The organism is Azospirillum sp. OGB3 (genome assembly GCF_014192915.1).
Classification (GTDB): Bacteria; Pseudomonadota; Alphaproteobacteria; order Azospirillales; family Azospirillaceae; genus Azospirillum.
Genome location: NZ_JACHYN010000023.1, coordinates 26,849 through 51,387 on the forward strand (window position 1 = coordinate 26,849; position 24,539 = coordinate 51,387).

General features: G+C 70.0%; 19 protein-coding genes. 10 read left to right on the forward strand and 9 right to left on the reverse strand.

Annotated elements, in window-relative coordinates; translation table 11 throughout:
* Nucleotides 1-51: 51 nt before the first annotated feature.
* From FHW79_RS28750 to FHW79_RS28770, 5 genes are all read left to right on the forward strand, one after another.
* Entirely contained in the window at nt 52-2,160 is a 2,109-nt protein-coding gene (locus tag FHW79_RS28750) for an ATP-binding protein (protein WP_211108534.1), read from the forward strand.
* 13 nt (nt 2,161-2,173) lie between these two features.
* The gene (locus FHW79_RS28755; protein ID WP_183182075.1) at nt 2,174-4,126 is read left to right on the forward strand and encodes a response regulator; all 1,953 of its coding nucleotides are present in this window, start codon (nt 2,174-2,176) and stop codon (nt 4,124-4,126) included.
* A 145-nt stretch (nt 4,127-4,271) separates the two neighbouring features.
* Entirely contained in the window at nt 4,272-6,890 is a 2,619-nt protein-coding gene (locus tag FHW79_RS28760; protein ID WP_348984308.1) for a response regulator, read from the forward strand.
* Nucleotides 6,891-6,904: 14 nt separating this feature from the next.
* Nucleotides 6,905-8,794 (forward strand): response regulator, encoded by a 1,890-nt coding sequence (locus FHW79_RS28765; RefSeq protein WP_183182076.1) that lies wholly within the window; start codon nt 6,905-6,907, stop codon nt 8,792-8,794.
* 247 nt (nt 8,795-9,041) lie between these two features.
* Nucleotides 9,042-10,727 carry a cache domain-containing protein gene (locus tag FHW79_RS28770; protein ID WP_183182077.1) on the forward strand — a complete coding sequence of 562 codons (1,686 nt, stop codon included), beginning with the start codon at nt 9,042-9,044 and terminating at the stop codon, nt 10,725-10,727.
* A 20-nt stretch (nt 10,728-10,747) separates the two neighbouring features.
* Here the strand turns inward: FHW79_RS28770 and FHW79_RS28775 are convergent, their stop codons facing one another.
* Entirely contained in the window at nt 10,748-11,599 is an 852-nt protein-coding gene (locus FHW79_RS28775; RefSeq protein WP_183182078.1) for an alpha/beta hydrolase, read from the reverse strand.
* 76 nt (nt 11,600-11,675) lie between these two features.
* Nucleotides 11,676-12,320 (reverse strand): alpha/beta hydrolase, encoded by a 645-nt coding sequence (locus tag FHW79_RS28780; protein ID WP_183182079.1) that lies wholly within the window; start codon nt 12,318-12,320, stop codon nt 11,676-11,678.
* Between the two features lie 155 nt (nt 12,321-12,475).
* Between FHW79_RS28780 and FHW79_RS28785 the strand changes: the two genes are divergently transcribed.
* Nucleotides 12,476-12,988: a cupin domain-containing protein gene (locus FHW79_RS28785; RefSeq protein WP_211108535.1), complete on the forward strand. Its 513-nt coding sequence runs from the start codon at nt 12,476-12,478 to the stop codon at nt 12,986-12,988.
* Nucleotides 12,989-13,010: 22 nt separating this feature from the next.
* Here FHW79_RS28785 and FHW79_RS28790 read toward each other — a convergent pair whose 3' ends face one another.
* Complete coding sequence (locus FHW79_RS28790; RefSeq protein ID WP_183182080.1) at nt 13,011-14,462, reverse strand: FAD/NAD(P)-binding protein; 1,452 nt, start codon at nt 14,460-14,462, stop codon at nt 13,011-13,013.
* Between the two features lie 219 nt (nt 14,463-14,681).
* Here FHW79_RS28790 and FHW79_RS28795 point away from each other — a divergent pair, with 219 nt between their 5' ends.
* Together FHW79_RS28795 and FHW79_RS28800 are read left to right on the forward strand one after the other, a co-directional pair.
* Nucleotides 14,682-14,969, forward strand: coding sequence for a hypothetical protein (locus tag FHW79_RS28795; protein WP_183182081.1), 288 nt, complete (start codon nt 14,682-14,684; stop codon nt 14,967-14,969).
* A 58-nt stretch (nt 14,970-15,027) separates the two neighbouring features.
* Nucleotides 15,028-18,378 carry a PAS domain-containing protein gene (locus tag FHW79_RS28800; protein WP_183182082.1) on the forward strand — a complete coding sequence of 1,117 codons (3,351 nt, stop codon included), beginning with the start codon at nt 15,028-15,030 and terminating at the stop codon, nt 18,376-18,378.
* Between the two features lie 16 nt (nt 18,379-18,394).
* On the opposite strand, the gene FHW79_RS28805 is transcribed toward FHW79_RS28800, so the two are convergent.
* Both FHW79_RS28805 and FHW79_RS28810 read right to left on the reverse strand, forming a co-directional pair.
* Nucleotides 18,395-18,922 (reverse strand): isopentenyl transferase family protein, encoded by a 528-nt coding sequence (locus tag FHW79_RS28805; protein WP_183182083.1) that lies wholly within the window; start codon nt 18,920-18,922, stop codon nt 18,395-18,397.
* A gap of 101 nt (nt 18,923-19,023) precedes the next feature.
* The gene (locus FHW79_RS28810; RefSeq protein WP_183182084.1) at nt 19,024-19,308 is read right to left on the reverse strand and encodes a hypothetical protein; all 285 of its coding nucleotides are present in this window, start codon (nt 19,306-19,308) and stop codon (nt 19,024-19,026) included.
* Between the two features lie 92 nt (nt 19,309-19,400).
* On the opposite strand from FHW79_RS28810, the gene cutA reads away from it, so the two are divergent.
* Together cutA and FHW79_RS28820 are read left to right on the forward strand one after the other, a co-directional pair.
* Nucleotides 19,401-19,715, forward strand: coding sequence for a divalent-cation tolerance protein CutA (gene cutA / locus FHW79_RS28815; RefSeq protein WP_183182085.1), 315 nt, complete (start codon nt 19,401-19,403; stop codon nt 19,713-19,715).
* A 121-nt stretch (nt 19,716-19,836) separates the two neighbouring features.
* Nucleotides 19,837-21,051 (forward strand): MFS transporter, encoded by a 1,215-nt coding sequence (locus FHW79_RS28820; RefSeq protein ID WP_183182086.1) that lies wholly within the window; start codon nt 19,837-19,839, stop codon nt 21,049-21,051.
* Between the two features lie 4 nt (nt 21,052-21,055).
* On the opposite strand, the gene FHW79_RS28825 is transcribed toward FHW79_RS28820, so the two are convergent.
* From FHW79_RS28825 to FHW79_RS28835, 4 genes are all read right to left on the reverse strand, one after another.
* Complete coding sequence (locus tag FHW79_RS28825; RefSeq protein WP_183182087.1) at nt 21,056-21,709, reverse strand: SPOR domain-containing protein; 654 nt, start codon at nt 21,707-21,709, stop codon at nt 21,056-21,058.
* Nucleotides 21,710-21,866: 157 nt separating this feature from the next.
* Complete coding sequence (locus FHW79_RS28830) at nt 21,867-23,156, reverse strand: O-acetylhomoserine aminocarboxypropyltransferase (RefSeq protein WP_247884659.1); 1,290 nt, start codon at nt 23,154-23,156, stop codon at nt 21,867-21,869.
* Between the two features lie 18 nt (nt 23,157-23,174).
* A complete protein-coding gene (locus FHW79_RS32995) occupies nt 23,175-23,693 on the reverse strand; it encodes a CoA-binding protein (protein WP_247884660.1) in 519 nt (172 codons plus the stop codon).
* Nucleotides 23,690-24,496 carry an enoyl-CoA hydratase gene (locus FHW79_RS28835; RefSeq protein WP_183182088.1) on the reverse strand — a complete coding sequence of 269 codons (807 nt, stop codon included), beginning with the start codon at nt 24,494-24,496 and terminating at the stop codon, nt 23,690-23,692. The genes FHW79_RS32995 and FHW79_RS28835 overlap by 4 nt, the downstream gene beginning before the upstream one ends.
* Between the last annotated feature and the right edge of the window lie 43 nt (nt 24,497-24,539).

The window sequence follows — 24,539 nt, forward strand, 5'->3', positions numbered from 1 at the left end:
ACGCGGAATCAACTGGCGGGGGGACCGGGGGGAATGGTTGAATGCCGGGCTATGGACCGGCCCGACCAAGAGCTTGCGGAACTCATCGACACCCTGGGCGCGCGGCTCTCCGCCGCGCCGCCCGGCGCGCTGGCCCATCTGCGGGAGCCGTTGCGGGCGCTGCGGAAACGGCTCGACGCCGTCGCAGAGGCCCCGGCGAGCCCTCATCTGGGCGAAGGCGAGGGCGAGGCGCATTTCCGCGCGCTGCTGTCCGACGCCATCGGCTGCGTGTCCGAAGGGTTTGTGCTGTTCGGCGCCGACGGGCGGCTGGTGCTGTGCAACGACCGCTACCGCGCCGCCTACCCGCTGCTGTCCGACCATCTGGTTCCCGGCGTCCGCTTCGCCGACCTGCTGCGGGTCGCGGTGGAGCGGGGGGCAGCGGGCGACGATCTCGGCGACCCGTCCGACTGGATCGCCGAACGTCTGAACCGCCACACCCGCAGCGGGCCGCCGACCGATCACCAGCTCGGGGATGGGCGCTGGTACCGCATCAGCGAGCACGCCACGCGCTTCGGCGGCGTGGTCAAGATCCTCACCGACATCACCGAACTGAAGCGCCACGAGGAGGCGCTGGCCGACAGCGAGGCGCGCTACCGCCGGCTGGTCGAGATGGCGCCCTACGGCATCCTAATCTGGGATGGGCTGCGGCTGCGCTTCGCCAACCGCTCCGCCGCGCTGATCCTGGGCAACGGCGATCCCGAGGCCATGCTGCGCATCCCGCTGGTCGAGGCGACGGAGTTCGACGGGGTGCAGCGCCTGTTCGACTGGCTGCCCCCGCCCGGCAGCGGTCTGGAGGCCCCGCCGCCGGTCGAGGCTCGCTTCGTCACCGCGCAGGGCGCCCTGCGCGAGCTTGAGGTCGGCATCCACCCCTTCGCGGTCGAGGGAGAGGCGGCGTGGTTCCTTGTCCTCACCGACATCACCGGGCGCAAGCAGGCGGAGCGGGCGATCCAGCAGGCGCAGAAGATGCAGGCCATCGGCCAATTGGCCGGCGGCATCGCGCACGAGTTCAACAACATGCTGACGGCCATCGGCGGATTCGCCCAGATGGCCCGCCGCGCCCCGCAGGACCGCCCGCGGGTCGAGCAGTGCCTGACCGAGATCGTCAAGGCGACCGACCGGGCGTCGGGCCTGACCGCCCAGCTTCTCAGCTTCGGTCGGCCCGGCCAGACCGACGCGGCGCGTCCCGTGCGCGTCGGCGCGGTGATCGACGATCTGCGCCGCTTCCTCGGCCCGACGCTGGGCGAACGCCACCCGCTGCGGATCGAGGGCGCCGGGGGCGGGGCGGTGGTGACCATCGACCCGGCCCTGCTGCACCAGTCGCTGCTCAACCTCGTGCTCAACGCGCGCGACGCCATGCCGGAGGGCGGGCCGATCACCATCGCGGTGGAGCGGACGGACGATCTCGGCGTGACCATCACCATCGGCGACACCGGTTGCGGCATCGACCCGGCGGTGATCGACCGCATCTTCGAACCCTTCTTCACCACCAAGGAGCCGGGGGCCGGGACCGGGCTGGGGCTGGCGCTCGTCTATTCCACGGTCGTGCGGGCCGGTGGCAGGGTCGAGGTGGACACGGAGCTGGGTCGCGGCACCGTCTTCACGCTCCGCTTCCCGGTGGAGGACACCGTGGAGACGCAGGAGGCGGACGTTCCTGGACTGGACGCCTTCGGTCTTGACGACGCCTTTTCCCTCGACGCGGAGGACGACGAGATGGAGGGGCTGTCGATGGCCGCCACCGTCCTGCTGGTGGAGGACGAGGCGCAGGTGCGCGACTTCATCCGCCTGACGCTGGAGGACATGGGCATGCGGGTGGTCTGCACCGCCGACGGCACCGAGGCTCTGCGCGCCTACGCCGACCATGGCGGGGCCTTCGACCTGCTGGTGACCGACCTCGTGATGCCGCAGGTCGGCGGGGCGTCGGTGGCCCGCGCGCTGCGCCGGGAGAATCCGGACCTGCCGACCGTCCTGATGTCCGGCTACCCGCCGGAGACGGAAAGCCTGGACGATCTGCTGGCCGATCCGCTCGCGGACTCTCTGATCGACCGGTGCCGCACCGTCTTCCTGCGCAAGCCGATCAACCCGGACGAGCTGGCCGACACGATCCACGCGCTGCTGATCTGATGGCGGGGCATCGATGAGCGCTGTTCCGCCGTCCTCCACCCTTTCAACCGACGGCATTCCCATCGGCGTCTACGACGTCGACGCGCTCCTCGGTGAGCTGAGCGGCGACGGACCGGTGGAATCGCCGGAGTCCGCCATCTGCGTCCGGGTCGAGGAGATCTTCACCCCCGCCGCGCGCTTCCTGATCGCGGAGGAGCTTGCGGAGTTCCTGGAAGCACGCGGCATCACCCCCACCGAGTTCCTGCACAAGGTGGAGCCTCAGCGCTCCTTCCTCGACTGGCCGCGCCGCGCCCAGGTGCTTGAGCGGGTGGCCCAGCGGCAAGCCCGCCCCGGACGCCGCTCCCCCGCCATGCGGCTGGAGGAATTGAAGCGGCTGGAGCAGGAGGTGCTGGCCGTCACCGCCCGGCGCGCCCACAGCGGCACCGCCCTGTCCATCGACGCCAAGCAGTTCGCCGCCACGGTGGCCCAGACCATGGCGCGGACGCCGGGCTTCGCCGGGCGCCACACCATTGATTGCTGGCTGTCCGCTTGGCTGGGTGAGGGGCGCAACCACGAGCTTCGGCTGGTGCGCATCCTCTCGCTCGACGGGGACGGCCTGTCCGGCGAGGGCATCGCCATCCTCGACCAGATCGTCGGGGAGATGCTGGCCGACGGGCTGGTGGTCGAGGCGCTGTTCGGCTGGGCGGACGGGCTGCGCGGCGTGCTCGACGCCGTGGCGATGGTCTGGCGGGGCGAGGCGCCGTCGCACCCCGACGCCCCGGCGGTCCTGCACCGCCTGTCCGCCTTCGTCGCCCGCCATCAGGCGCGCGCCGCCCGGCTGGGGCTGGAGGCGGCGGTCCACCACGCCCTGCTCGGCGACGCGCCGCTGTCCGGCACCAAGGCCGAGCCGAACAGCGTGGCGGCGGTGCTGGACGAGCTGTCGGCGATCAGCCTGCTGTCCTCCCGCCTGGCGGTTACGGGCGGGGTGATCGGCGGGGAGCGCACGACCCGGCTGATCGACCGGCGGGTGGCGCTGCTGCTGTCCGGGGCGCGGCTGGAGGCGGTGCTGCACGCCAAGAGCCATTACGCCCGCATCGTCGATCTGCTGGCCTTCGAAGGGGCGGTGTCGGGGGAGCGCAGCCGGCGCATGATCGTCGCCCATCTGCGCCGCCATCTCGAGGCCCGCGACTTCACCCAGCGCCTTTTCGAGACGGCCCGCACGCCGCGCGCCCGAATCAAGGCGCTGGCCGACCTGCAACGGCGCGTGGCGCGCTCGACCCTGCCGGACGCTCTGCGCGAGCGCTACGTCCGCATGCTCGACGAGATCCAGAACACCTTCCTGCGCACCAACAAGGTCTTCGCCCGCATCGCCAAGGACCGCCCGCCGAACGTCGACGAGGTCATGGAGTTCGCCAGCCTGCTCGCCGAGGGCGCCTTCACCGAGGGGAAATGCGTGGCGGCGGCGCGCGAACTGGTCGGGCACCATGTCCGCTCCACCGCCTTCCTGCGCGGCTACCTCGCCCGCTGCAAGGACGCGACGGAGCAGCGGGCCGAGCGCTTCGCCCAGTTCTTCGCCACGCTGGCCGGCGCCGGCCTGCCGATGCGCGCCATGAACACGCTGCGCGTCCTGCTGGCCGACGACGAGCCGGCGGCGCGCGGCTACGTCGAGATGATCCTGCGCGACCTCGGCATCACCGAGCTGACCATCGCCCAGGACGGGCGCGAGGCGCTGACCCAGTTCGAGGAGCGGCAGGGGGCCTTCGACCTCATCGTCTGCGACTGGAAGATGCCGCGCCTGTCGGGGCTGGAGTTCCTGAAGCTGGTCCGCGCGGTGCGTCCCGACATGCCCTTCCTGATGGTCACCGCGCTCGCCACCATCATCGCGGTCGAGGAGGCCATGGCCCACGACGTCACCGCCTACATCGCCAAACCTTTTTCTCCCGAACAGCTCGAGGAGAAGATCCTGGTTCTGGTGAACCGGCGCTGAGCGGTGGAAATCGTATGCTCACGGTAGAATCCGACCGTACGAAGGCGAACAGCGAAACCGGCTGTTAACGGCTCCCCTCCTATTACGGGTCTATGCAGATCGCGCCTTGCGCGGCGGTACACCCATGATGATGGAGCGGGGCTCCGTGGATCTTTCCGGCCGGGGCGGGCTGCCCCCCACCGACCTCGACGTCCGTGCCGCCGGGGCGGCGGGAGAACCGGCGCCGCGCCGCGGGCTGGGCGGGCTGACCGACCTGCTGTTCCTCATGCTCGGCGCTGCCGGCCTGCTGGCCGTGATGATGCCGGAGGAGGGGCGCGACCGGCTGATGCTGCCGCTCGGCGTGATGACGCTGGCGATGGCCGCGCTGGCCGTGCTGTCGGTGCGCCGCGCCCGCGCCGCGGCGGCGGCGGTGGACCGCTCCGCCCGCCTGTTGCGCGCCGCCAACGAGGAGTTGGCCGCCAGCCGCCAACGCTTCCGCGATTTCGCCGAGGCCGCGTCCGACTGGTTCTGGGAGAGCGCTCCCGATCACCGCTACACCTATGTGTCCGAACGGCTGCCGGAAATCCTCGGCGGCGATCCGGCGCCGGTGTTCGGCGATTCGCTGCTCGATCTCGGTGCGCTGGTCGAGGACACCGACACCTGGCTCGACCAGTTGGCCGACATCGAAGCCGGGCGGGCCTTCCGCGATCTGGAGATCACGCTGCGCGACGGGGCGGGCAACACCCGTGTCTTCCGCATCAGCGGCCAGCCCTTCACCGACGCGGACGGGCGGTTCGCCGGCTACCGCGGCACCGGCATCGAGACCACCGCGGAGACGCTGGCCCTGGTCGAGGCGCGCTTCATGCAGTCGGTGGTGCACGACGCGCTGTCCAGCATCTCCGAGGGCTTCGTGCTGTTCAGCCCGGACGACCGGCTGATCTTCTGCAACGAGCGCTACCGCAGCGCCTACCCGAACCTCGCCGACGTGCTGGTGCCCGGCACCGCCTTCAAGGACATCCTGCGCGCCGCCGCCGAGCGCGGCGGGTACGAGGGCGACGACCGCGGGATGGCCGACTGGATCGCCGAGCGGATGAAGCGTCACTTGCTGCACACCGATCCGGTGGACGGCCGTCTGTCCGACGGGCGCTGGTACCGCATCAGCGAGCACGCCACCGGCTCCGGGGGAATCGTGAAGATCCTCATGGACATCACCGAGCTGAAGCGGCGCGAGGAGCAGCTCGCCGGCCAGACGGAGCGGCTGGAGGCCACCGTCAGCGCGCTCAGCGAGAGCGAGAAGCGCTACCGCCAGCTGGTCGAGCTGGCGCCTTACGGCATCGTCCTCTGGGACCGGCGGGCCATCCGCTTCGGCAACGCCGCGGCGGCGTCCATCCTGGGGGTGGACGGCAGCGGCGGGCTGGAGGGGCTGGACCTCAACCGCTTCATCGTCGAGGCGGAGACGGTGGCGTCGCGGCTGGGGCTGGGCGCGGAGGGGGAGCACCAGCGCGTGGAGTGCGCGATCGCCCGCCCGTCGGGCGAGCAGCGCCATGTGGAGATCGGCGCCTTCCCAGCGGTCTACCAGCGGGAGGCGGCGGTTCTCCTGGTGCTGAACGACGTGACCGAGCGCCGCCGCGCCGAGGCGGAGTTGCAGAAGTCGCAGAAGATGGAGGCGGTGGGACGCATGGCCGGCGGCATTGCCCACGAGTTCAACAACATGCTGACCGCCATCGGCGGATTCGCCCGGCTGGCCGAACGGGCGCCGGACGACCCGGCACGCGTCACCACCTGCGTGCGGGAGATCGCCAAGGCCTCCGACCGGGCCGCCGCGCTGACCGCCCAGCTTCTCGACTTCTCGCGCCGCCGTCCGTCCGACGAGACGGAGGTGGTGGCGCTGGCGCCGCTGGTGCGCGACCTGAAGGTCTTCCTGAAGCCGCTGATGAGCGCCGGCATCGACCTGGACATCCGCATCGGCGACGAGGACGTCCATGCCGTCGCCAACCCGGTGATGCTGAACCAGGCGATCCTGAACCTCGCCCTCAACGCGCGCGACGCGATGCCGGACGGTGGGCGGCTGACCATTGCGCTGGACAGCGCCTTGCCGGGTGCCGGCTTCTTCGGGCGGCACGGCGCGCTGGCGCACGGCCGCTACGCTGTGATCCGCGTCGTCGACGAGGGCTGCGGCGTGCCGGAGGCGGTGCGCGACCGCATCTGGGAGCCCTTCTTCACCACCAAGGAGCCGGGCAAGGGCACCGGCCTCGGCCTGTGGATGGTCTACGGCACCGCCCGGCAGGCCGGCGGGGCCGTGGAGATGGAGGCCGGGCCGGACGGGCGCGGCAGCGTCTTCTCCATCCATCTGCCCGCCGTTCCCGCTCCCGTTTCGGCCGGTTCGCTGGCGGACGGGCTGGGGCTGGGCGAGGACGAGGGGGCCGCCATCCTGCTGGTGGACGACGAGGAGTCCGTGCGCACCTATGTCCGGCTGGCGCTGGAGGAGGCCGGCTGCACGGTGACCGAGGCGGTGGACGGGCTGGACGCGCTGGAGCGCTGGGACGAATGCGGCGGGCTGTTCGACGCCGTGGTGTCCGACATGTCGATGCCCCGCATGAACGGCCTGGAGCTGAGCCGCGCCCTGGCGGAGCGCAATCCCGACCTGCGCATCCTTTTCCTGACCGGCTACGCGTCCCATGAAACGGCGGCGGACATGACGGCACAGCCGGGCCGCCGGATCGTCATGAAGCCAGTGGCCCCGGACCGCCTGATCGAGGCGGTGCGTGAATTGCTGGCCGAATGAGACGGGGTTAGGGCATGGCATCGGACCAGAGCATGGCGGACGGCCGGGACAGTGGTCGGGACCCGGACACGGACGGTGGGGGCGACACCGCCGTCTGCCGGACGCCGGACGACTTCTACACTCCGCAAGGCCGCGACAGCATCGGCCGGCATTGCCAGCGCTATTTCGACGAGAACGCGCTGACCCCGACCGAGCTTCTGCACTCCCCCCGCCACCAGCAGAGCCTGTCCAACATTCCGACCTTCGTCGCCATCCTGCAGCAGGCGGAACGGGCGATGGACCGCAAGGGCGCGCTGACCGCCCTGGTCAACGAGGTGGCGCGGCTGACCCGGGAGCGCCTGAAGGACGCCCAGCCGCCGGACCTGACGCCGGCCAGCTACGCCACGACGGCGGAACGGCTGATCGCCGCCCGCGACGCCTTCACCGGGCGCTTCATGGTCGACGCGGCGCTGACCACCCACCTGTACCAGGGCCGCAGCTTCGCCGAGAAGGCGCGGCTCCTGCTGGAACTGGCGGACGGCCTGGAGAACGCCGACGCGCTGGCGCCGCTCGACCGGCTGCTGGGCGAGATCCTGCGCAGCGACACCGGCACCGCCTCCTGCTCCATGGACGCGCCATTCGTGGACCGGGTGGACATGATCGTGTCGCTGATCGCCGGTGACAAGCCGCTGCCCGACGAGGCGCCGCCGGTCTTCCGGGGGCTTGAGACGCTGCTGCGCCGCACGGCCATGCCGGTGCTGAGCGACAGCCTGATCTTTGCGCTGCGCCGCGAACTGTCGAAGCCCGACCGCTTCACCATCACCAGCGCCGGCGACCTGTTCGGGGTGGAGGCGGTTCAGCGGGAGATTATGGCGCTGAGCCAAGTGTCGCAGCGGCTGCGCACGGGGGAGGGCTATTTCGGCGGCGCCCGGACGGAGGCGGCGCTCCAGCGGCGCAGCGCTCTGCTGGTCAACGAGGACACGCTGCCCGAGATCACCAAGGGGCGGACGCTGATGCAGAAGCTTCGCATCCTGTTCGTCCTGCAGAGGATGCCCCTGTCGCCGAGCGCCGAGCGGGCGGTGAACGGCTATCTAACCCAGTTCTTCGACGGGCGGGACTTCGCCGGACGCCTGCTCGACTGCTGGAAGGAGAAGACCGAGAAGCTGAAGGGGCTGGCCGAGGTCCAGAAGCTCGTGCTCGACAGCGCCTTCGCCGAGGAGGCCCGCGAGCATATGGCCGGGCAGATCGACGAGATCCAGAACGCCTTCATCCGCACCCAGCGCCTGCTGAGCCCCCTCCAGGGCAAGGACGAGCCGAACCCCGACACGGTGCTGGAGATGGTGCGGATGGCCGGCGACGGTGCCTTCTGCCGCGGCAAGAGCCGGGCGGCGGTCGCCAAGGCGCTGTACCGGCAGGTGCACCGGCCGCGCTTCGTGCGCTCCTTCCTGCTGGGTGCCTTGGGCGGCAAGGAGCGCTCGGCCCGCGCCTCCTGGATGCGCGGGGCGCTCGGGGTGGTCGGTGTTCCCTTCATCGACCTCGGCGCCATCCGCGTGCTGGTCGTCGACGACGAGGACGGGCCGCGGCACTTCATCGAATCGGTGCTGCGCGACCTCGGCATCGGCCATATCGACACGGCGGCGGACGGCCAGGAGGCGCTGCTCCGGCTGGCCGGGGACGGGGGGTACGACCTGATCGTCTGCGACTGGATGATGCCGAAGGCCAGCGGCCTGGACGTGCTGCGCCGGGTGCGCGAGGTGCGGCGCGATCTGCCCTTCCTGATGGTGACGGCGCTCGCCACGCTGAAGGCGGTGGAGCGGGCGCTGGCCCACAACGTCAGCGCCTACATCGCCAAGCCTTTCACCCCGGAGCAACTCGAGGAAAAGGTCTTTCTCGTCCTGACGCAGAAATCGGCGCCGGGCGGCTGAGCGGGAAAGCAAAATTTGGCATCCGCATTCATTTATAACGTCTGCGGTTTATCAATTTTTCGCTGTGGAAGACAAAACAACCCTAGCGATGGTTCAATGATGTTCGATCTTTTTTCCAAGGAATTGAATAAAACCATTAACAAATAAGTCACGATTGCTTCGATAGCATTCCGGCAGATGAAGGCAGGCGTGCCACCGCCCATCGGCGCCGATCTGTCGGAAGGGCAAATTTGTCGGAAGGGTCGTCATGCTCGATAATTTGTCCATTCGCTCGAAGCTCTGGGGACTTGTGGCTCTGGCGAGCATCGCGTCGGCGGCCATTGTCGGCGCCGGCCTCTGGCTGAATTACCAGCGCATGCACGCCGATCGCGTCCAGTCCCTGCGCTTCATGGTCGAGGCCGCCCACAGCATGGCCGCCGCCTACGAGGCGGAGGCCGCCGCCGGGCAGATCACGCGTGAGGAGGCGCAGGCCCGCTTCAAACGGTCGCTTCTCGGCATGCGCTACGGCGGGCAGGATTATCTGTTCGCGATCACGCTGGACGGTTTCGGCTTCGCCCATCCCAGCCCCAAGCTGATGGGGAAGGACGTGTCCGGCGTGAAGGACACCAAGGGGGCGCCGATCCTGATGGACATGGCGCGGATCGCCAAGACGTCAGGGGAAGGCACCTACGGCTATTTCTGGAACGTCGCCCAGAACAGCGACGAGACGGCGGCGAAGCTGTCCTACATCAAGACCTTCCAGCCCTGGGGCATCTACATCGGTACGGGCGTCTTCATCGACGACATCCGCAGCGCCTTTCTGGGCACGCTGTGGACCGTTCTGGCGGTCGCCGGCCTTCTGGCGGTGCCGGCGGTCGGCCTGATCGCGCTGGTCGGGGTGCGGCTCAGCGCCACGATCCGCAGCCTCAGCGCCCGTATGCACGCCCTGGCGGACGGCGACCTCTCGGTCGCCTTTCCCGAGGCGAACCGCCGCGACGAGATCGGCGCCATGGCCAGCGCCGCCCGCGTGTTCCTGGGCAACGCCGTGGAGAAGAAGCGCCTGGAAGCCGATCAGGCCGCCGCGCTGCGCAGCTCGGAGGAGGACAAGCGCCGCACCCTCGCCGGCCTCGCCGAGCGGTTCGAGCGGAGCGTCGGCGAGGTGATGAAGTCGGTGTCGCGCGAAACCGAGGAGATGGAGCGTGAGGCCCAGGAGATGACCAGGGCCGCCGGGCAGACCGACCAGTTGGCCGGCGCCGTGGCGTCGGCAACGGAGCAGACCTCGGCCAACGTGCAGACGGTCGCCGTGGCGACGGAGCAGTTGTCGGGCTCGGTGGGGGAGATCAGCCGCCGGGTCGCCGACGCTTCGCGGATCGCGCGCGACGCCGCCACGGCGTCGGAGCGGGCCACCGGCAAGGTGACCGGCCTGGCCGAGGCGGTCGGTCGGATCGGCACCGTGGTGAGCCTGATCAACGACATCGCCGCGCAGACCAATCTGCTGGCGCTGAACGCCACCATCGAGGCGGCGCGCGCCGGCGAGGCGGGCAAGGGCTTCGCGGTGGTCGCCGGCGAGGTGAAGAGCCTCGCCAGCCAAACCGCCAAGGCGACCGAGGAGATCGCTGCCCAGGTCGCCGGCGTCCAGTCCGCGACCGGCGAGGCGGTGGCGGAGATCGGCGGAGTGGCGCGGGTGATCGAGCAGGTGAACGGCATCGCCACGATCATCGCGTCGGCGGTGGAGGAGCAGGGAGCGGCGACCCAGGCGATCAGCCGCAACGTGCAGCAGGCCGCCGATGTCACGCGCGACGTGGCGCGGGACATCGCCGGCGTGACCGCCGCCGCCGGGCAATGCGGGACAATGGCCTACGCGGTGCTGGAGGCGTCCCGGCAGCTGGCTCAGCAGTCGGAAACGCTGAACGGCGAAATCGCCGGCTTCCTGAGCACCCTGCGCACGCGGTGAACGGCGGCGTGCCCTGCCGATCAGTCGGCGGCGGCGCGCACGCCCACAGCCGGAGGCGCCGTCTTCTTCGGTGCCGGTTTCTCCAGAATGGTCGTTTCCACCCAGTCCGCGACGTGGCGGGCGACCGCTTCCCAGCCGGGCTCGAGCATCATGCTGTGCCCCATCTCCGGGAAGAAGACCGGCTCCGTCCGGAAGGCGCGGGCGGTGGCCTCCACTTGGTCCCTGGGGATCAGCCGGTCTTCCTCGGCGCCCAGCACCGCCACGCGGACGCCGCGGGCCGGCAGGAGCGGGAAGGGAATCCAGCCACCGATGTCGAGAAGCACGCGCTGCGACTCCTCCTGCATCAGCGGCTCGTAGCGCTTGGCAAGCTCCAGCGGCACCCGGTCGGAGAACATGGCGCGGCGCACCGCCTCCGCTTCGATGCCGTTGGAGAAGGTCATCAGCATGCCCATCTGCTGGAACACATAGGGATCGCTCCAGGCCAGCCGCATCGTGGACTCCAGCAGGCCGTGCGGCGGGGCGGAAGCCATCAGGACAGCCCCCGGAAAGCGGCGGCGGATCAGGGCCCGCTGGACCACCATACCGCCCATGGAATGGCCGATCAGCACCGGCGGTGCCGAGCAGGCGTCCACGGCGGTCAGCACATCCTCCACATAGTCGGTGATGCCGAAGCTGTTCAGCCGGTCCCGCCCCTCGCTGGCGCCGTGGCCGCGCAGGGACACCGCGTGCGCCTCCCACCCTTGCTCGGCGAACCAGGGCAGGAAATGCTCGTCCCAGATCCAGCCGCCGCAGAAGGCGCCGTGGACGAACAGCAGGGGCACGGGCTTGGCCGGTTTGGCGGGGCGGTGGCTGAGGATTTCGAGCTTGGGCATGGGCGGTCCGGTCCGGCTGCTGCGGTGCGGGAAGAAACCAGAGGTAGCCCGCATCGCTTCCGCTGTCGACCCGCGCTCAACCGTTGGCAGCCTTGAGCAGATGGGTGGTGAACCAGGACCGCGCGGAATCAGCCACCTGATCGAGCTTCCCCGTCTCCTCGAACAGGCGCCCGGCACCCGGCACGACCTCAAGCGCCTTGGTGCAGTGCAGCCGGCCGAAGGCGTCGTTGTTGAGGTCCAGCGCCGGCGCGTCCTTGCCGCCAACCACCAGCAGGGTGGGGGCGGCGACGGCGTTCAGCCACTCCTCCGCCAGATCGGGACGCCCGCCACGGCAGACCACGGCACCGACTCCGTCATGCTCCGCGGCACGTCCCGCCGCGATCAGCGCCGACGCCGCCCCGGACCCGGCGCCGAAGAAGCCGATGGGCTTGCGCTCCACCGCGGTGGTCGCGCGCAGGTGGCGGACGGCGAGCAACAGGCGCTCGGACTGGCGGTGGACGTCGAACTGGTTTGCCGGGTCGGCCCTCTCCGCCTCGGTCATCAGGTCCATCAGCAGCGTGGCGAATCCGGCTTCGCGCAATCGCGCGGCGACACGGACGTTGCGCGGGCTCATCCGTCCGCTGGAGGTGCCATGGGCGAAGATCACCGCCGCCGCGAACCCATCGGGCACGCCGAATTGCCCCGCAAGGCCGAGCGGTGGAATGTAGAGAGTCGTCTCCATGCGCCTTTCCCCCTTTCGTTGGGCCTTGCCCCGATGAGGTGCCCGGCCGGTGGCTTAACAGGCCGGATGGTCGGTCCGTGCCCAATGGCCTACAATGACGATCCTGGACCAAATCCAGAGATCGGTATCGTTCCCCGGAGAAGGGAGACCCACCTTTGTCAGACGAAGCCCCGTCCAGCGCGCCACCCGTCACGCCCGGCATTCCGCCGAAGCCCCCGGTGCTCGATCCCGCGGTCGTCGGGGCGACGCTGGGCGCCACCGACTACCCCGAGCCGTTCCGCGCGGCGGTCGCCGGGCGCCTGCGCAAGCGGCTGGGCAATCCGCTGGGAATCACCAACTTCGGCGTGAACCTGACCCGGCTGGAGCCGGGCGCCGCCTCCGCCCTGCGGCATTGGCACACCCGCCAGGACGAATTCGTCTATGTGCTGGAGGGCGAGCTGACCCTGGTCGCCGACGCCGGCGAGACGGTCCTGCGTCCCGGCATGTGCGCCGGCTTCCCGGCCGGAAAGCCCGACGGGCACCAGCTCGTCAACCGCTCCGACGAGCCGGCGACCTATCTGGAGGTCGGCGACCGCAGCGCGGGGGACGAGGCGCATTACCCGGACGAGGATCTGCGCTACGACAGCGCGACGGACCTCTTCACGCACCGCGACGGCACCCCCTGGTGAGAAAAGCGGGGCAGCGGTCCCATCACGAAATCGCCCGCGCGCCCGCAAGCGCCGACTCCGGCAGAGGGGTGGCGGACCGCGGCAGCCGGGCGATGTGCCGGGCGGCCCGGGCGCATTGGCTGCGCAGTTCGGGAACCGCGGTCATCTCCCAGAAGGGTGGACGGCTGATCGGGCCGAGCGCGAACAGCCGGTCCGACACCTGCCCGTCCTCGCCGATCAGGGCGCCGTCCATGGTGACGTCCAGCCCCAGCCGCAGCGGATCGGGCCGGGCCAGGCCGCGCGTCAGCAGCGCCTTGACCAGCGGATGGGCGATGCGGCTGAAGTCGCACTCGGTGCCGGTGGCATTGACGATGGAGCCCACCGTCCGGGTCCAGACGGTTCCTTCCGCCCCGCGGGCACGGACGGTCGCTTCCACACCGTTCGGAACGAGGTGCAGCGTCTGAAGGCGGCCGGCGCGGATGGTCAGCCGTCCGTTCGCGCACAGGGCGGCGATGCGGGCGGCCACCTCCGGCGCGATGCGGTGGCGATGGACCTCCCAATAGGGGCGGGCATGGCGGAGGAAGCGCCGCCGCTCCTCCAGCGGCAGGTGGCTCCAGATCAGGTGATGGTAGGGCCGCAGCGCATCGAAGGCCGACCGCCAGTCGAACCCGGTCTCCCGTGCGCGGCGGACGTCGGCCTTCAGGGCGATCATCACGTCCAGCACGGTGCGCGGCATCACCTGCGGGTGGATGAAGCTCTTGAAAGGCCGCGTCTCCTCGTGCGTCTGGGGCAGCAGGCCGCGGCGCGACAAAGCGACGATCGGGCCGCGGTGTCCCTGCTCCTCCAGCGACAGGACGGTGTCCACCATGGTCAGGCCGGTTCCCAGGATCAGCACGGGGGCGTCGGGGGCGATGGTCGCCAGCGCCGGCCAGTCCCAGGGCGAGGCCACGTAGCGGCTGGAGGCATAGACCTCCGGCGCCGTGACGGGCGGCGGCGAGGGGGCAAAGTTCCCGACGCACAGGACCGCCGTGTCCACCGGCAGGCTGGTTCCGTTGCCCAGCCGCAGCCGGGTGCCCCGGGCGTCCGACGCGATGTCCACCGCCTCCGCCTGCGACACGGTGAGCGAGACGTGGGACGGAGCGGCGGTCATCGCTTCGCGCAACACGTCCTGGATGTAAGCTCCGTAACGGGCGCGGGAAACGAAGGCGTGGCCGCTGGGCGGCGCTGCGCCGGCCCCGTCGTCCTGCGCCCACAGCCAGCGCAGGAAGTGCCGCGGGTCGTCGGGATAAGCGCTCATGTTGTAGGCGCGCACGTTCAGCAGGTGCGCGGCGTTGGGCGTGGAGTAGGCGAGCCCGGCGCCGACGCTGGGCATGCGTTCGATCAGGTGCAGGCTGGTCGGCTCATCGGCGCAGCGCATCAGGTGCGCGGCGAGGACGCTGCCGGTGAAGCCGGCCCCGATGATGGCGATGCGGCGTTTCGAAGGGCGTGCTGACAACGTCGTCGCTCCTCTGCTCTGGCCGTGCGAAGAGGGTGGTGATCCGGCGCTGAAGCGCCGGATGGCCCAGCCGGCCACTCTTCGGTGCAGGGTTGGGCAGGTCAACCGCTATTCCGGTGTAGGGCAAACCCCTGGCACCGCCATGGGCTTTGTGGTTAACAAGAAATTAACTATAAGCGGGGATGGTTTCGCACCTTCGAACCATATACGGCAGGACCGATGCCCGACCACCCCCTCCGTCCCACCCCGACCATTCCAGCCATTGCCGGTCCAGCGCCATCGGACCGCCGCGAACCTGACGTGCAACTGGCCGCCATGGTGCCGCAGAGTGTCAAGCGCGCGGTCCGCCGCCGCGCCGAGGAGGAGGGGACGACCGTCCGCAGCGTCCTGTTGCGCGCCCTGAAACACGCCGGGATCGCCGAGGTCGAGGAATCGGAGATCGCCGATCGCCGCATCGCCGCCGGCGCCGAACGCTCCGGTGCCTGGAAGGCCACGCGTATCCGTTGACGGGACAGCCGAGCATCGCGCACGGTCACACGGCACCATTTTCCGAAAGCCGCCCTGTATGAGCCTTCTTCACCGCCTGCTGCTTCTTGTTCTCGTGGCGATGATCCCGGCGGCCGTCATCGAGGTGAAGAACGAGTTGGCCCTGCGCGCCGCGCGGGAGGCGGAGGTGGGGCGGGACGCCCTGCACCTCGCCGCGCTGTTCGAGGCGGAACAGCACCGCATGATCGACGGGCTGCGGCAGGTGCTGAACACGCTGGTGAGGGCCGATCCGGTGCATGCGCCCGAATCCCCGGCCTGTCAGGCGCTGATGGACGGCCTGCGGGCGTCCTATCCCGGCCACCTCGGCATCGTGGTTGCCGGGCTGGACGGGATGGTGCGTTGCGGAACCGATCGCGCTTCGCTGGGGATTTCCATCGCCGACCGCGACTATTTCCGCGACGCGCTGGACAGCGGCCGGATGACGCTGGGCGAGCATGTCTTCCGCCGGACCGACGGGCGCGCCGCCATGCCCGTCGCGCTGGCCTTCCGGGACGCGGAGGGCAGGGCGGCCGGCGTGGTGACGGCGATGACCGACATCTCCTGGATCGCCGACTTTCTGTCGAAACGGCCGTTGTCCGACAACGCGCGGATCACGCTGGTGGACCGCCGCGGCCGGGTGGTCGCCCAGGTGCCGCCTTTGCCAAACCAGACGGGGCCCAATCAGACGGGCGAAGGCGGTGCGCTGTCGCCCCCTGTCATCGCGCTGCTCTCCCGCGACACCCCCGGCGTCGCCGAGGTGACCGGACCGGACGGGCGGCCACGGATCGTCGCCTTTCAGCCGACCGGCCAAAGCTTGGATGGCATCGGTGTCGTGGTCTGCCTGGACAAGGGCGAGGCGCTGGGGCCGATCCGCGGCGCGATGATTCGGGCGATGATGGGCATCGCCACGGTGCTGCTCCTGACACTGCTCACCGTCTGGTGGGGCGCCAGCCGGTTTCTGCGGCGGCCGGTGGCGGCGCTGGTCGCCACCGCGGAGCGTTGGAAGGACGGCGATCTGACGGCGCGCAGCGGCGTGGCCGACCAGTCGTCCGAACTCGGCATGCTCGCCCGCGCCTTCGACGGCATGGCCGAGGAACTGGCTCGTCAGCAGCAGGTCCGGGAGCAGGCCAACGCGTTGGCCCACAAGACGGCCGCCGTTCTGGGCAGCATCACCGACGGTGTGTTCGAGGTGGACCGCCGCTGGCGCATCACCTTCATGAACGAGCGCGCCCGGGTGCTGATCGCCGGGGGGCGCGATCTGGTCGGCCAGGACCTGTGGGACGTTTTTCCGGAGGTTGCCGGCAGCGCGTTCGGCGAGAGCTACCGCCGCGCCATGCAGGACCAGACGCCCGTCGAGTTCGAGGAGTACTGCACGGACTTCGAATCCTGGTTCGCCGTGCGCGCCTTCCCGTCGCCGGATGGACTGGCCGTCTTCTTCCAGGACACCACCGCCCGCAAGTGGGGGGAAGCGGCGCTGGTCTCGGCCAATCGGGAAAAGAACGCGCTGCTGGCGCAGTTGAACAGCCTGCTGCAGAACGCGCCGGTTGGATTCGCCTTTTTCGACCGCGAGCGCCGTTACATCCGCATCAACGAGCAGTTGGCCGACTCCAACGGCATTCTGGCCGAGGCCCATATGGGGCGCACTCTGGCGGACCTGCTTCCCGTCGTGGGCGCCAGCGTCGAACCGCTGATCGACCGGGTGTTCGACACCGGCGAGCCGATCCCCTACCGGGAGGTGATGGGCGAAACGCCTAAGGAACCGGGCGTGACGCGCCATTGGCTGATCGCCCTGTTCCCCGTGCATGAAGGGAGCGAGGTCGCGGCGGTCGGCGCCGTCGTGATGGAGGTCACCGACCTGCGCCGGGCCGAGACGGCGCGCCGCCAAAGCGAGGAGCGGTTCCGATCGGTCTTCGAACTGGCCGCGGTGGGCATCGAGCGGTTGGGGTTGGACGGCCGCATTCTCGACGTCAACGCCAAGATCTGCGACATCGTCGGCTACCCGCGGGAGGAGCTGCTGCGGCGGACCTACCGCGACATCACCGACCCGGCGGATCTGGCGGCGGAAGAAGAGCTGATCGAGCGGCTGCTGTCCGGCGAGCTGGCCAGCTACGCCCTGGAGAAGCGCTACCGTCGCAAGGACGGCGGTGCGGTGTGGGTGCGGGTGACCTCCTCGCTTGCCCGGATCACCGGCACGGAGCCGGCCTACCGCATCACCGTCGCCGAGGACATCACCGAGCGCAAGGCGATGGAGGCCGCGCTGCGCTCCGCCCGCGACGAGGCGGAGCGCGCCGACCTCGCCAAGTCGAAGTTTCTGGCGGCGGCCAGCCACGACCTGCGCCAGCCGCTCCAGTCGCTGTTCTTCTTCGCCGCCGCCCTGTCGGCCCATGTCGGGTCCGCCGCCGGTGCGAAGATCCTGGCCCATCTGGAGCAGGGGCTGGACGCGCTCAAAGGGCTGCTGGACAGTCTTCTCGACGTGTCGCGCCTCGACGCCGGGGTGGTGACGCCGGTGTTCGAGGATTTCGATGTGGCGGAGGTGCTGGACCCGATCCGCGCCGCCTACGCGCCGGTCGCTGCGGGCAAGGGCATCGGCTGGCAGGTGGAGGTCGCCGCCGGGCGGGTGCGCAGCGACCGCACGCTGCTGAGCCGGCTGCTGCGCAATCTGGTCGAGAACGCCATCCGCTACACCGACAGCGGGCTGGTGCGGGTGCAGTGCCGGCCCGACGGGCGGTTCCTGTCCCTCGTCGTCCAGGACACCGGCATGGGCATTCCCGACGATCATCTGGAGCGCATCTTCGAGGAGTTTCATCAGGTCGGCAACCCAGAGCGGGACCGCAACCAGGGGCTCGGGCTCGGCCTCGCCATCGTGCGGCGCCTGTCGCGGCTGCTCGACCACCCGGTGGAGGTGCGCTCCGCGGTGGGCAAGGGCTCGGCCTTCCGGGTGCTGGTGCCGATGGGCGATGCGGCGGTGGCGGAGCCCGTGGGCAACGGGAGCGCGGCGCCGGGGATGGGACAGGGCCGTTTTGCCGTCCTGGTGGACGACGACGCCATCGTGCTGATGGGTCTTCAGCTGATCCTGACGGAATGGGGGTATGCCGTGCTGGCGGCGGGCAGCGCCGATCAGGCGATGGAGCGGCTGTCCGCTCAGACGCGCGTCCCCGACGTCGTGATCGCCGATTACCGGCTGCGCGAGGGGCGGATCGGGACCGAGGTGATCCTGCGTGTCCGCGAGCGGTACGGTGCCGGGGTGCCGGGGGTGATCCTGACCGGGGAAACCGGGCCGGACTGCCTGCTGGACGCCACCGCCCACGGGCTGACGGTGATCCACAAGCCGGTCACCCCGCGCGAACTGGCGGCGGCGGTGGACCAGCAGCTCAAGGCCGTGCCGGTGTGAGGCGCGCGCCGGGGCGTCATCGCGTCAGGTTCCAGCGGCGATACCAGGCGTTCAGGTCCCGCGCGGAGTCGATCCGTATCTTCGGCAGGTCGGCCTGATCGAAGGTGCGCAGGTTGCGCTCCCGGTTTCTCGGGGTGGCGACGGCGATGTGGCGGATCATCTCCCACTTGATGCTGTCACGGCGGCCCTCCAGAGCGCCTCGCCGTTCCCGCTCGAACAGGGTCCGGCGGACGTAGCGCAGCAGGCTCAGGGGCATGGGCACGTCCAGGTAGATCAGGCCGGTCGCCCGCTGGAAACGCTGCGGGATACAGCGTGAGTAGTTTCCCTCCATGATCCAGCGCTCCCCGGCGATGGCCGCGTCATGCAGGGCAATGAACTCCTCGGTCGGTCGCGGCTGCCAGTCCGTGTTGGGGGCATGGTACAGCCGGTCGAGATGGACGACGGGAAAGCCACGCTGCCGCGCGATGGCTTCGGCAAGGGTGGATTTCCCGCTGTTGGACGGCCCGAGGATGCAAATGCGTTGGCCGAGGTCGGAAAGCTGCATGGATTGATACCGTCACGATAAGGCAGAAGCCCGTTCGGGCCGCGAGCGTTCGCGGACCGCAACATGGTGCGCAGAGGGTGGATCGGTCACCCGCTTGGCGGTCATTCCGCCTGGGCGAGTTCCTTCGCGGCGGGGCGGGGGGCAAGGGCGGCGCGGCCGGTGTCGGTCAGGCGGCAGACCAGCCAGTCGGGCTTCAGCGGGTTGTGGAACCAGCGCTCCGCCCAGCCGGACTTCAGGCAGCTTTCGATGGTCTGGCGCTTGACGCGCTGGCCGTCGCCGTCGAACAGGGGGAGCTTGCCGCCAGGCTGGTCCAGGCCGCTGCGCAGCCACGCCGCCTGCGCCTCGGTGGGGCGGCGTCGGGACATGGTGCGTCGGGGTGCGGCCATGGTTCGTCGCCTCGGAAAATGTTGCGGCCTGGCTGTCGCGCTCTGGCGGCCTGTGGCAAGATTCGGGCACTCTACATCGAAAGGGTTCGGTCATGGAATTCGTCTTCGCCTACATCACCGCCGGATCGCGCGACGAAGCCCGGCGCATCGGCCGTGCCCTGGTCGAGGAACGGCTGGCCGCCTGCGCCAACATCCTGGACGGCATGACCTCGATCTACCGCTGGCAGGGGGCCATCGAGGAGGCCACGGAGACGGTGCTGATCGCCAAGACGCGGGCGGAGCTGTTCGACCGGCTGGCCGCGCGGGTGCGGGAACTGCACGGCTACGAGGTGCCCTGCGTGGTCGAGCTGAGGGTGGGACGCGGCAACCCGGCCTATCTGGACTGGCTGCGCGACGCCACTATCTGAGTCCTGATGCGGGTCGTCGCATGCCCGCCATGACGGCGGCGCATTGGACCGCCTCCGACCCGCATGCCAGTTTCGCGATGGTTGCTTTCAAGCGCAAATCATCCGGATGCGGAGAATTTCCATGACCGACACATCGGCGCGGCTGTCGATCGGCTTTTCCTGGATCGGCCACGCGCTGATGCACATCGTGTCGGCCCTGTTCCTGACGGTCGTCCTGGCGCTGGAGCGGGAATGGAAGCTGCCCTACGACGAGTTGATCCGGCTGTGGACGCTCGGCGCTCTGATGATCGGTGTCGGCGCGCCGCTGGCCGGCTGGCTGGGCGACCGCTGGAGCGAATGCCGGATGATGGCGGTCTTCTTCCTGCTGACCGGGGCAGGGACCATCGCCTGCGGCCTGACCGACGGTCCGGAGGCGCTGCTGTGGGCGCTGGCGGTGCTCGGCCTCGGCGCCTCCATCTACCACCCGGTGGGCATGGCCTGGATGGTCAAGAACGCCACCAACCGCGGCAAGGCGCTGGGCTATCAGGGCATTTTCGGCACCATCGGCATCGCCTCGGCGGCGGTGGTGGCCGGCGGCCTGACCGAATGGCTGGGTTGGCGTTCGGCCTTTCTGATTCCGGGCGCGGTCTGCCTGGGGCTGGGCGTCGTGCTGGCCCTGCTGATCGCGCTGGGCAAGGTCGAGGATCGCCAGGGCGACGTGAAGCCGATCCCCAAGGCCTCGCGCGGCGACGTGATCCGCGCCTTCTTCGTGCTGTCGGTGACGATGGTCTGCGCCGGCCTGATGTTCAACGCCATGCAGGTGGTGCTGCCCAAGCTGTTCGAGGCGCGGCTGAGCGACCTGCTGGGCGGCAGCACGTTGGGCGTCGGCGGCGTGGTGACGGCGGTCTATCTGTTCGCCGCCCTGCCGCAGCTCATCGGTGGGCATCTGGCCGACAAGTACCCGCTGAAGCGCATCTACACCCTCTGCCTGCTGGTCCAGGTGCCGATGATGGCGGCGGTGGCGGTCCTGGCCGACCTTCCGCTGGTCGGCGCCGCGGCGCTGGTCGTCGTCGCATCCCAGGTGCAGATTCCGGCGGAGAACCTCCTGCTCGCCCGCTACACGCCGGAGAAGCACCGCGGGCTGGCCTATGGCGCCAAGTTCATCCTGTCCTTCGGCGCCGGCCCACTGGCCGTGCAACTCGTCGCCCTGGTCTACGAGCGGACGGGCGAATTCGTGATGCTCTACATCACGCTGTCGGTGCTGGCGCTGGTCGCCTTCGCGGCGGCGCTGCTGCTGCCGCGCGACCGCGACGCTCCGGTCAAGCCCGCCGCGGCCCCGATGGCGGCGGCGGAGTGACGGCTCACATTTTGTCCGGCAGGCTGGGGTAGGGCGCGGCGCCGGGCAGGTCGGCGACCACCGTCCACCCGGTCCAGGTCAGGAGCCACGCGTCGCCGACCCCGGCGGCGCGGATCTCGGCCAGCCGGCGCAGGGCGGTCGGGCGGTCCTCGGGCGGCAGGACGAGGCGGTGGATGCGCCGGCCCCGCACGTCGGCGGCCACGATGTCGGCCTCCGGATGGCCCAGCCGCGCGCGCTGGGCTTCGGCCTGTCCACGCTTGGAGAAGCTGCCCGCAACCACGAGAAAGCGCTGTTCGGCGAGGCGCGGAATCGCGGCAATCTCCACCTCCGCCGTCACGGGAAGCGGTGCTGGCGGTGGCGGGGCGGGGGCGGGCGACGGTTCCGTTTCCGGAAGGGGGACCGGCACGCTTTCCGCGCTGCGGACCACCGGCACGATCACCGGCTTGCAGACATAGCCCTGGCTCAGGACACGGAAGGTCGCGCAATCCTGCTGCAGCATCGCCGAGAGCATGTGGTCGGTGCTGCTCTTGTTGGTTCCGACATACAGCATCCCGTCCACCGCGAAGGACGCGGCGGTCATCGCCACCGGCGCCCCCGCGCAGCCGCCCAGCCCCAGCAACGCGACCGTCGCCACTCCCCGCCTGAGCCGTCCGCTCATGCCCCGCTTCCCCACCCTGTTCGGGTCAGGGTCGGTGCTATGACCTGCGGCGGTCAATGGAACGGCCAGTGCTCAGCCCTTCGCGCCACGCCTACCTCTTGCGAGGTAGCCCCCGCCCGCCGGGGCCGGACGCCGGAGCGGGCAGGGGGAACCAGCATCAGGCTGCGGACAGCGCCCGGTCGAGGTCGGCGATGATGTCCTCCACGCTCTCCAGCCCGATCGACAGGCGCAGCACGTCCGGACCGGCGCCCGCCTGGGCCTGACCTTCCGGCGACAGCTGGCGGTGCGTGGTCGAGGAGGGGTGGATGATCAGCGACCGGCTGTCGCCGATGTTGGCGAGATGGCTGAGGAGCTGGACGTTCTCCACCACCTTCACACCGGCGTCGAAGCCGCCCTTGACGCCGAAGGTCAGCACGGCGCCGGCACCCTTGGGCAGGTACTTCTTGGCCAGCGCGTGGTACTTGGACGACTCCAGCCCGGCGTAGCTGACCCAGCCCACCGCCGGATGGCTCTCCAGGAACTGCGCGATCTTCAGGGCGCTGTCGCTGTGGCGCTGCATGCGCAGCGGCAGCGTCTCGATGCCGTTCAGCGTCAGGAAGGCGTTCAGCGGCGCCTGGCTCGGCCCGAGGTCGCGCAGGCCGACGGCGTGGCCGTGGATGGTGAAGGCCAGATGGCCGAAGGTCTCCTGGAACTTCAGCCCGTGATAGCCGGCGTCCGGCTCCGACAAAGCGGGGAACTTGCCCGACTTGCCCCAGTCGAAGGTGCCGCTGTCGATGACCACACCGCCGACCGAGGTGCCATTGCCCGACAGGAACTTCGTGGTCGAATGCACGACCAGCGTGGCGCCCCACTGGATCGGGTTGATCAGGTACGGGGTCGCCAGCGTGTTGTCGACGATCAGCGGAACACCGGCCTCGTCGGCGATCTTCGCGATGGCCTCCAGGTCGGTGACCACGCCGCCGGGGTTGGCGAGGCTTTCCACGAAAATGGCCTTGGTCTTCGCCGTGATGGCGGCGCGGACGTTCTCCGGCTGGTCGGTGTCCACGAAGACGGACTTCCAGCCGAAGGCGCGCGGGAAGCTGGTGCCGAGCTGGTTGAGCGTGCCGCCGTAGAGCTTGCGCGACGCAACGATCTCGTCGCCCGGCTCCATCAGCGGGAACAGGGCGAGCAGCTGCGCGGCGTGGCCGGAGGAGGTGGCCGTGGCGCCGGCGCCGCCTTCCAGGTTGGCGAGCCGCTCCTCCAGCACCGACACCGTCGGGTTGGTCAGGCGGGAGTAGATGAAGCCGACCTTCTGGAGGTTGAACAGCGAGGCCGCGTCGTCCACGTCGTCGAAGACGAAGCTGGTGGTCTGGTAGATCGGCGTCTGGCGCGCCCCGGTGGCGGGATCGGGGGCGGCGCCGGCGTGGATGGCGCGGGTCTCGAAACCGAAGGACTTCTGCTCGCTCATGATGGCTTCCTCTGCTTTTTACATCAGTTTTTTGAAGGATTTGGCCGGTGCGGCCTTCTTGGACGTCAGAATGTTGGAGTTGACGCCGATGCGCCCGATCTCGTGGAACAGACGCTGAAGCTCGATCTTGGGACAGCGGTTCATGACCACGGTCAGCCCCGCCGCCTCGGCCCGCGCCGCCGCCTCGTCGTTGCGCACGCCGAGCTGCATCCACACCACCTTGGCGCCGATGGCGACGGCCTCGTCGGTCACGCTTCCGGCAGCGGTGGCGTTGCGGAAGACGTCCACCATGTCCGGCGGCTCCGGCAACTCCGACAGGCTGGCGTGGACCCGCTCGCCGAGGATGGTCTGGCCGGCCAGCTTCGGGTTGACCGGGATGACGCGGTAGCCCTTGTCGCGCAGGTATTTCAGCACGATGAAGCTGGCTTTCACCGGGTCGTTCGACGCGCCGACCAGGGCGATGGTCTTCACCCGGTCCAGGACTTGGCGGATGAACTCGTCGCTGTAGCCGTCATGCGAGGGGGCGGGGCCGCTCATCGGCCGCACCACACCGGAGGGCGCTTTTGCAGGAAGGCGTCGATGCCCTCCTCGGCGTCGCGGGCCAGCATGTTCTCGGTCATCACGCGGGCGGCGTAGGCGTAGGCCTCCTCCACGCCCAGCTCGATCTGGCGGTGGAAGGCCTCCTTGCCGATGGCGAGAGTCAGCGGCGACTTCGCGGCGATCTTGCCCGCCGCCTCCGCCACCACGGCGTCGAGCCGGTCGGCCGGCACCGCGCGGTTGACGAGGCCGATGCGCGTTGCGTCCTCGGCGCCGATCAGGTCGCCGAGCAAAAGCATTTCCATGGCCGCCTTGCGCCCCACGGCGCGGCTCAGCGCCACCATGGGGGTGGAGCAGAACAGGCCGATGTTCACGCCCGGCGTGGCGAATCGCGCGGTGTCGGCGCAGTAGGCGAGGTCGCAGGTGGCGACGAGCTGGCAACCCGCCGCCGTGGCGATGCCGTGCACCTTGGCAATCACCGGCTGGCGGAGTCGGCTGACCGTCAGCATCAGTCTGGAGCACTGGACGAACAGCGCCTCGTACGCCTCGCGGTCCGGGTTGGCGCGCATCTCCTTGAGGTCGTGCCCGGCGCAGAAGGCCGGCCCCGCTCCGGCCAGAACCACGACGCGGATCGAGGAATCCTGGTGAATGGCGTCCATCTCCGCCTGAAGCGCCGCCATCAGCCCGACGGACAGGGCGTTGCGCGCCTGCGGGCGGTTCAGCGTCAGGGTTGCGACTCCGTCGCGGTTCTCGCGGAGAACCAGCGGCGTGTCGTCGCCGATGAGGGGCGGGGTGTCGTTCATCGCTGTCCATTCCTCCCGGATGTTTTGATCGTTGGCGGGAACA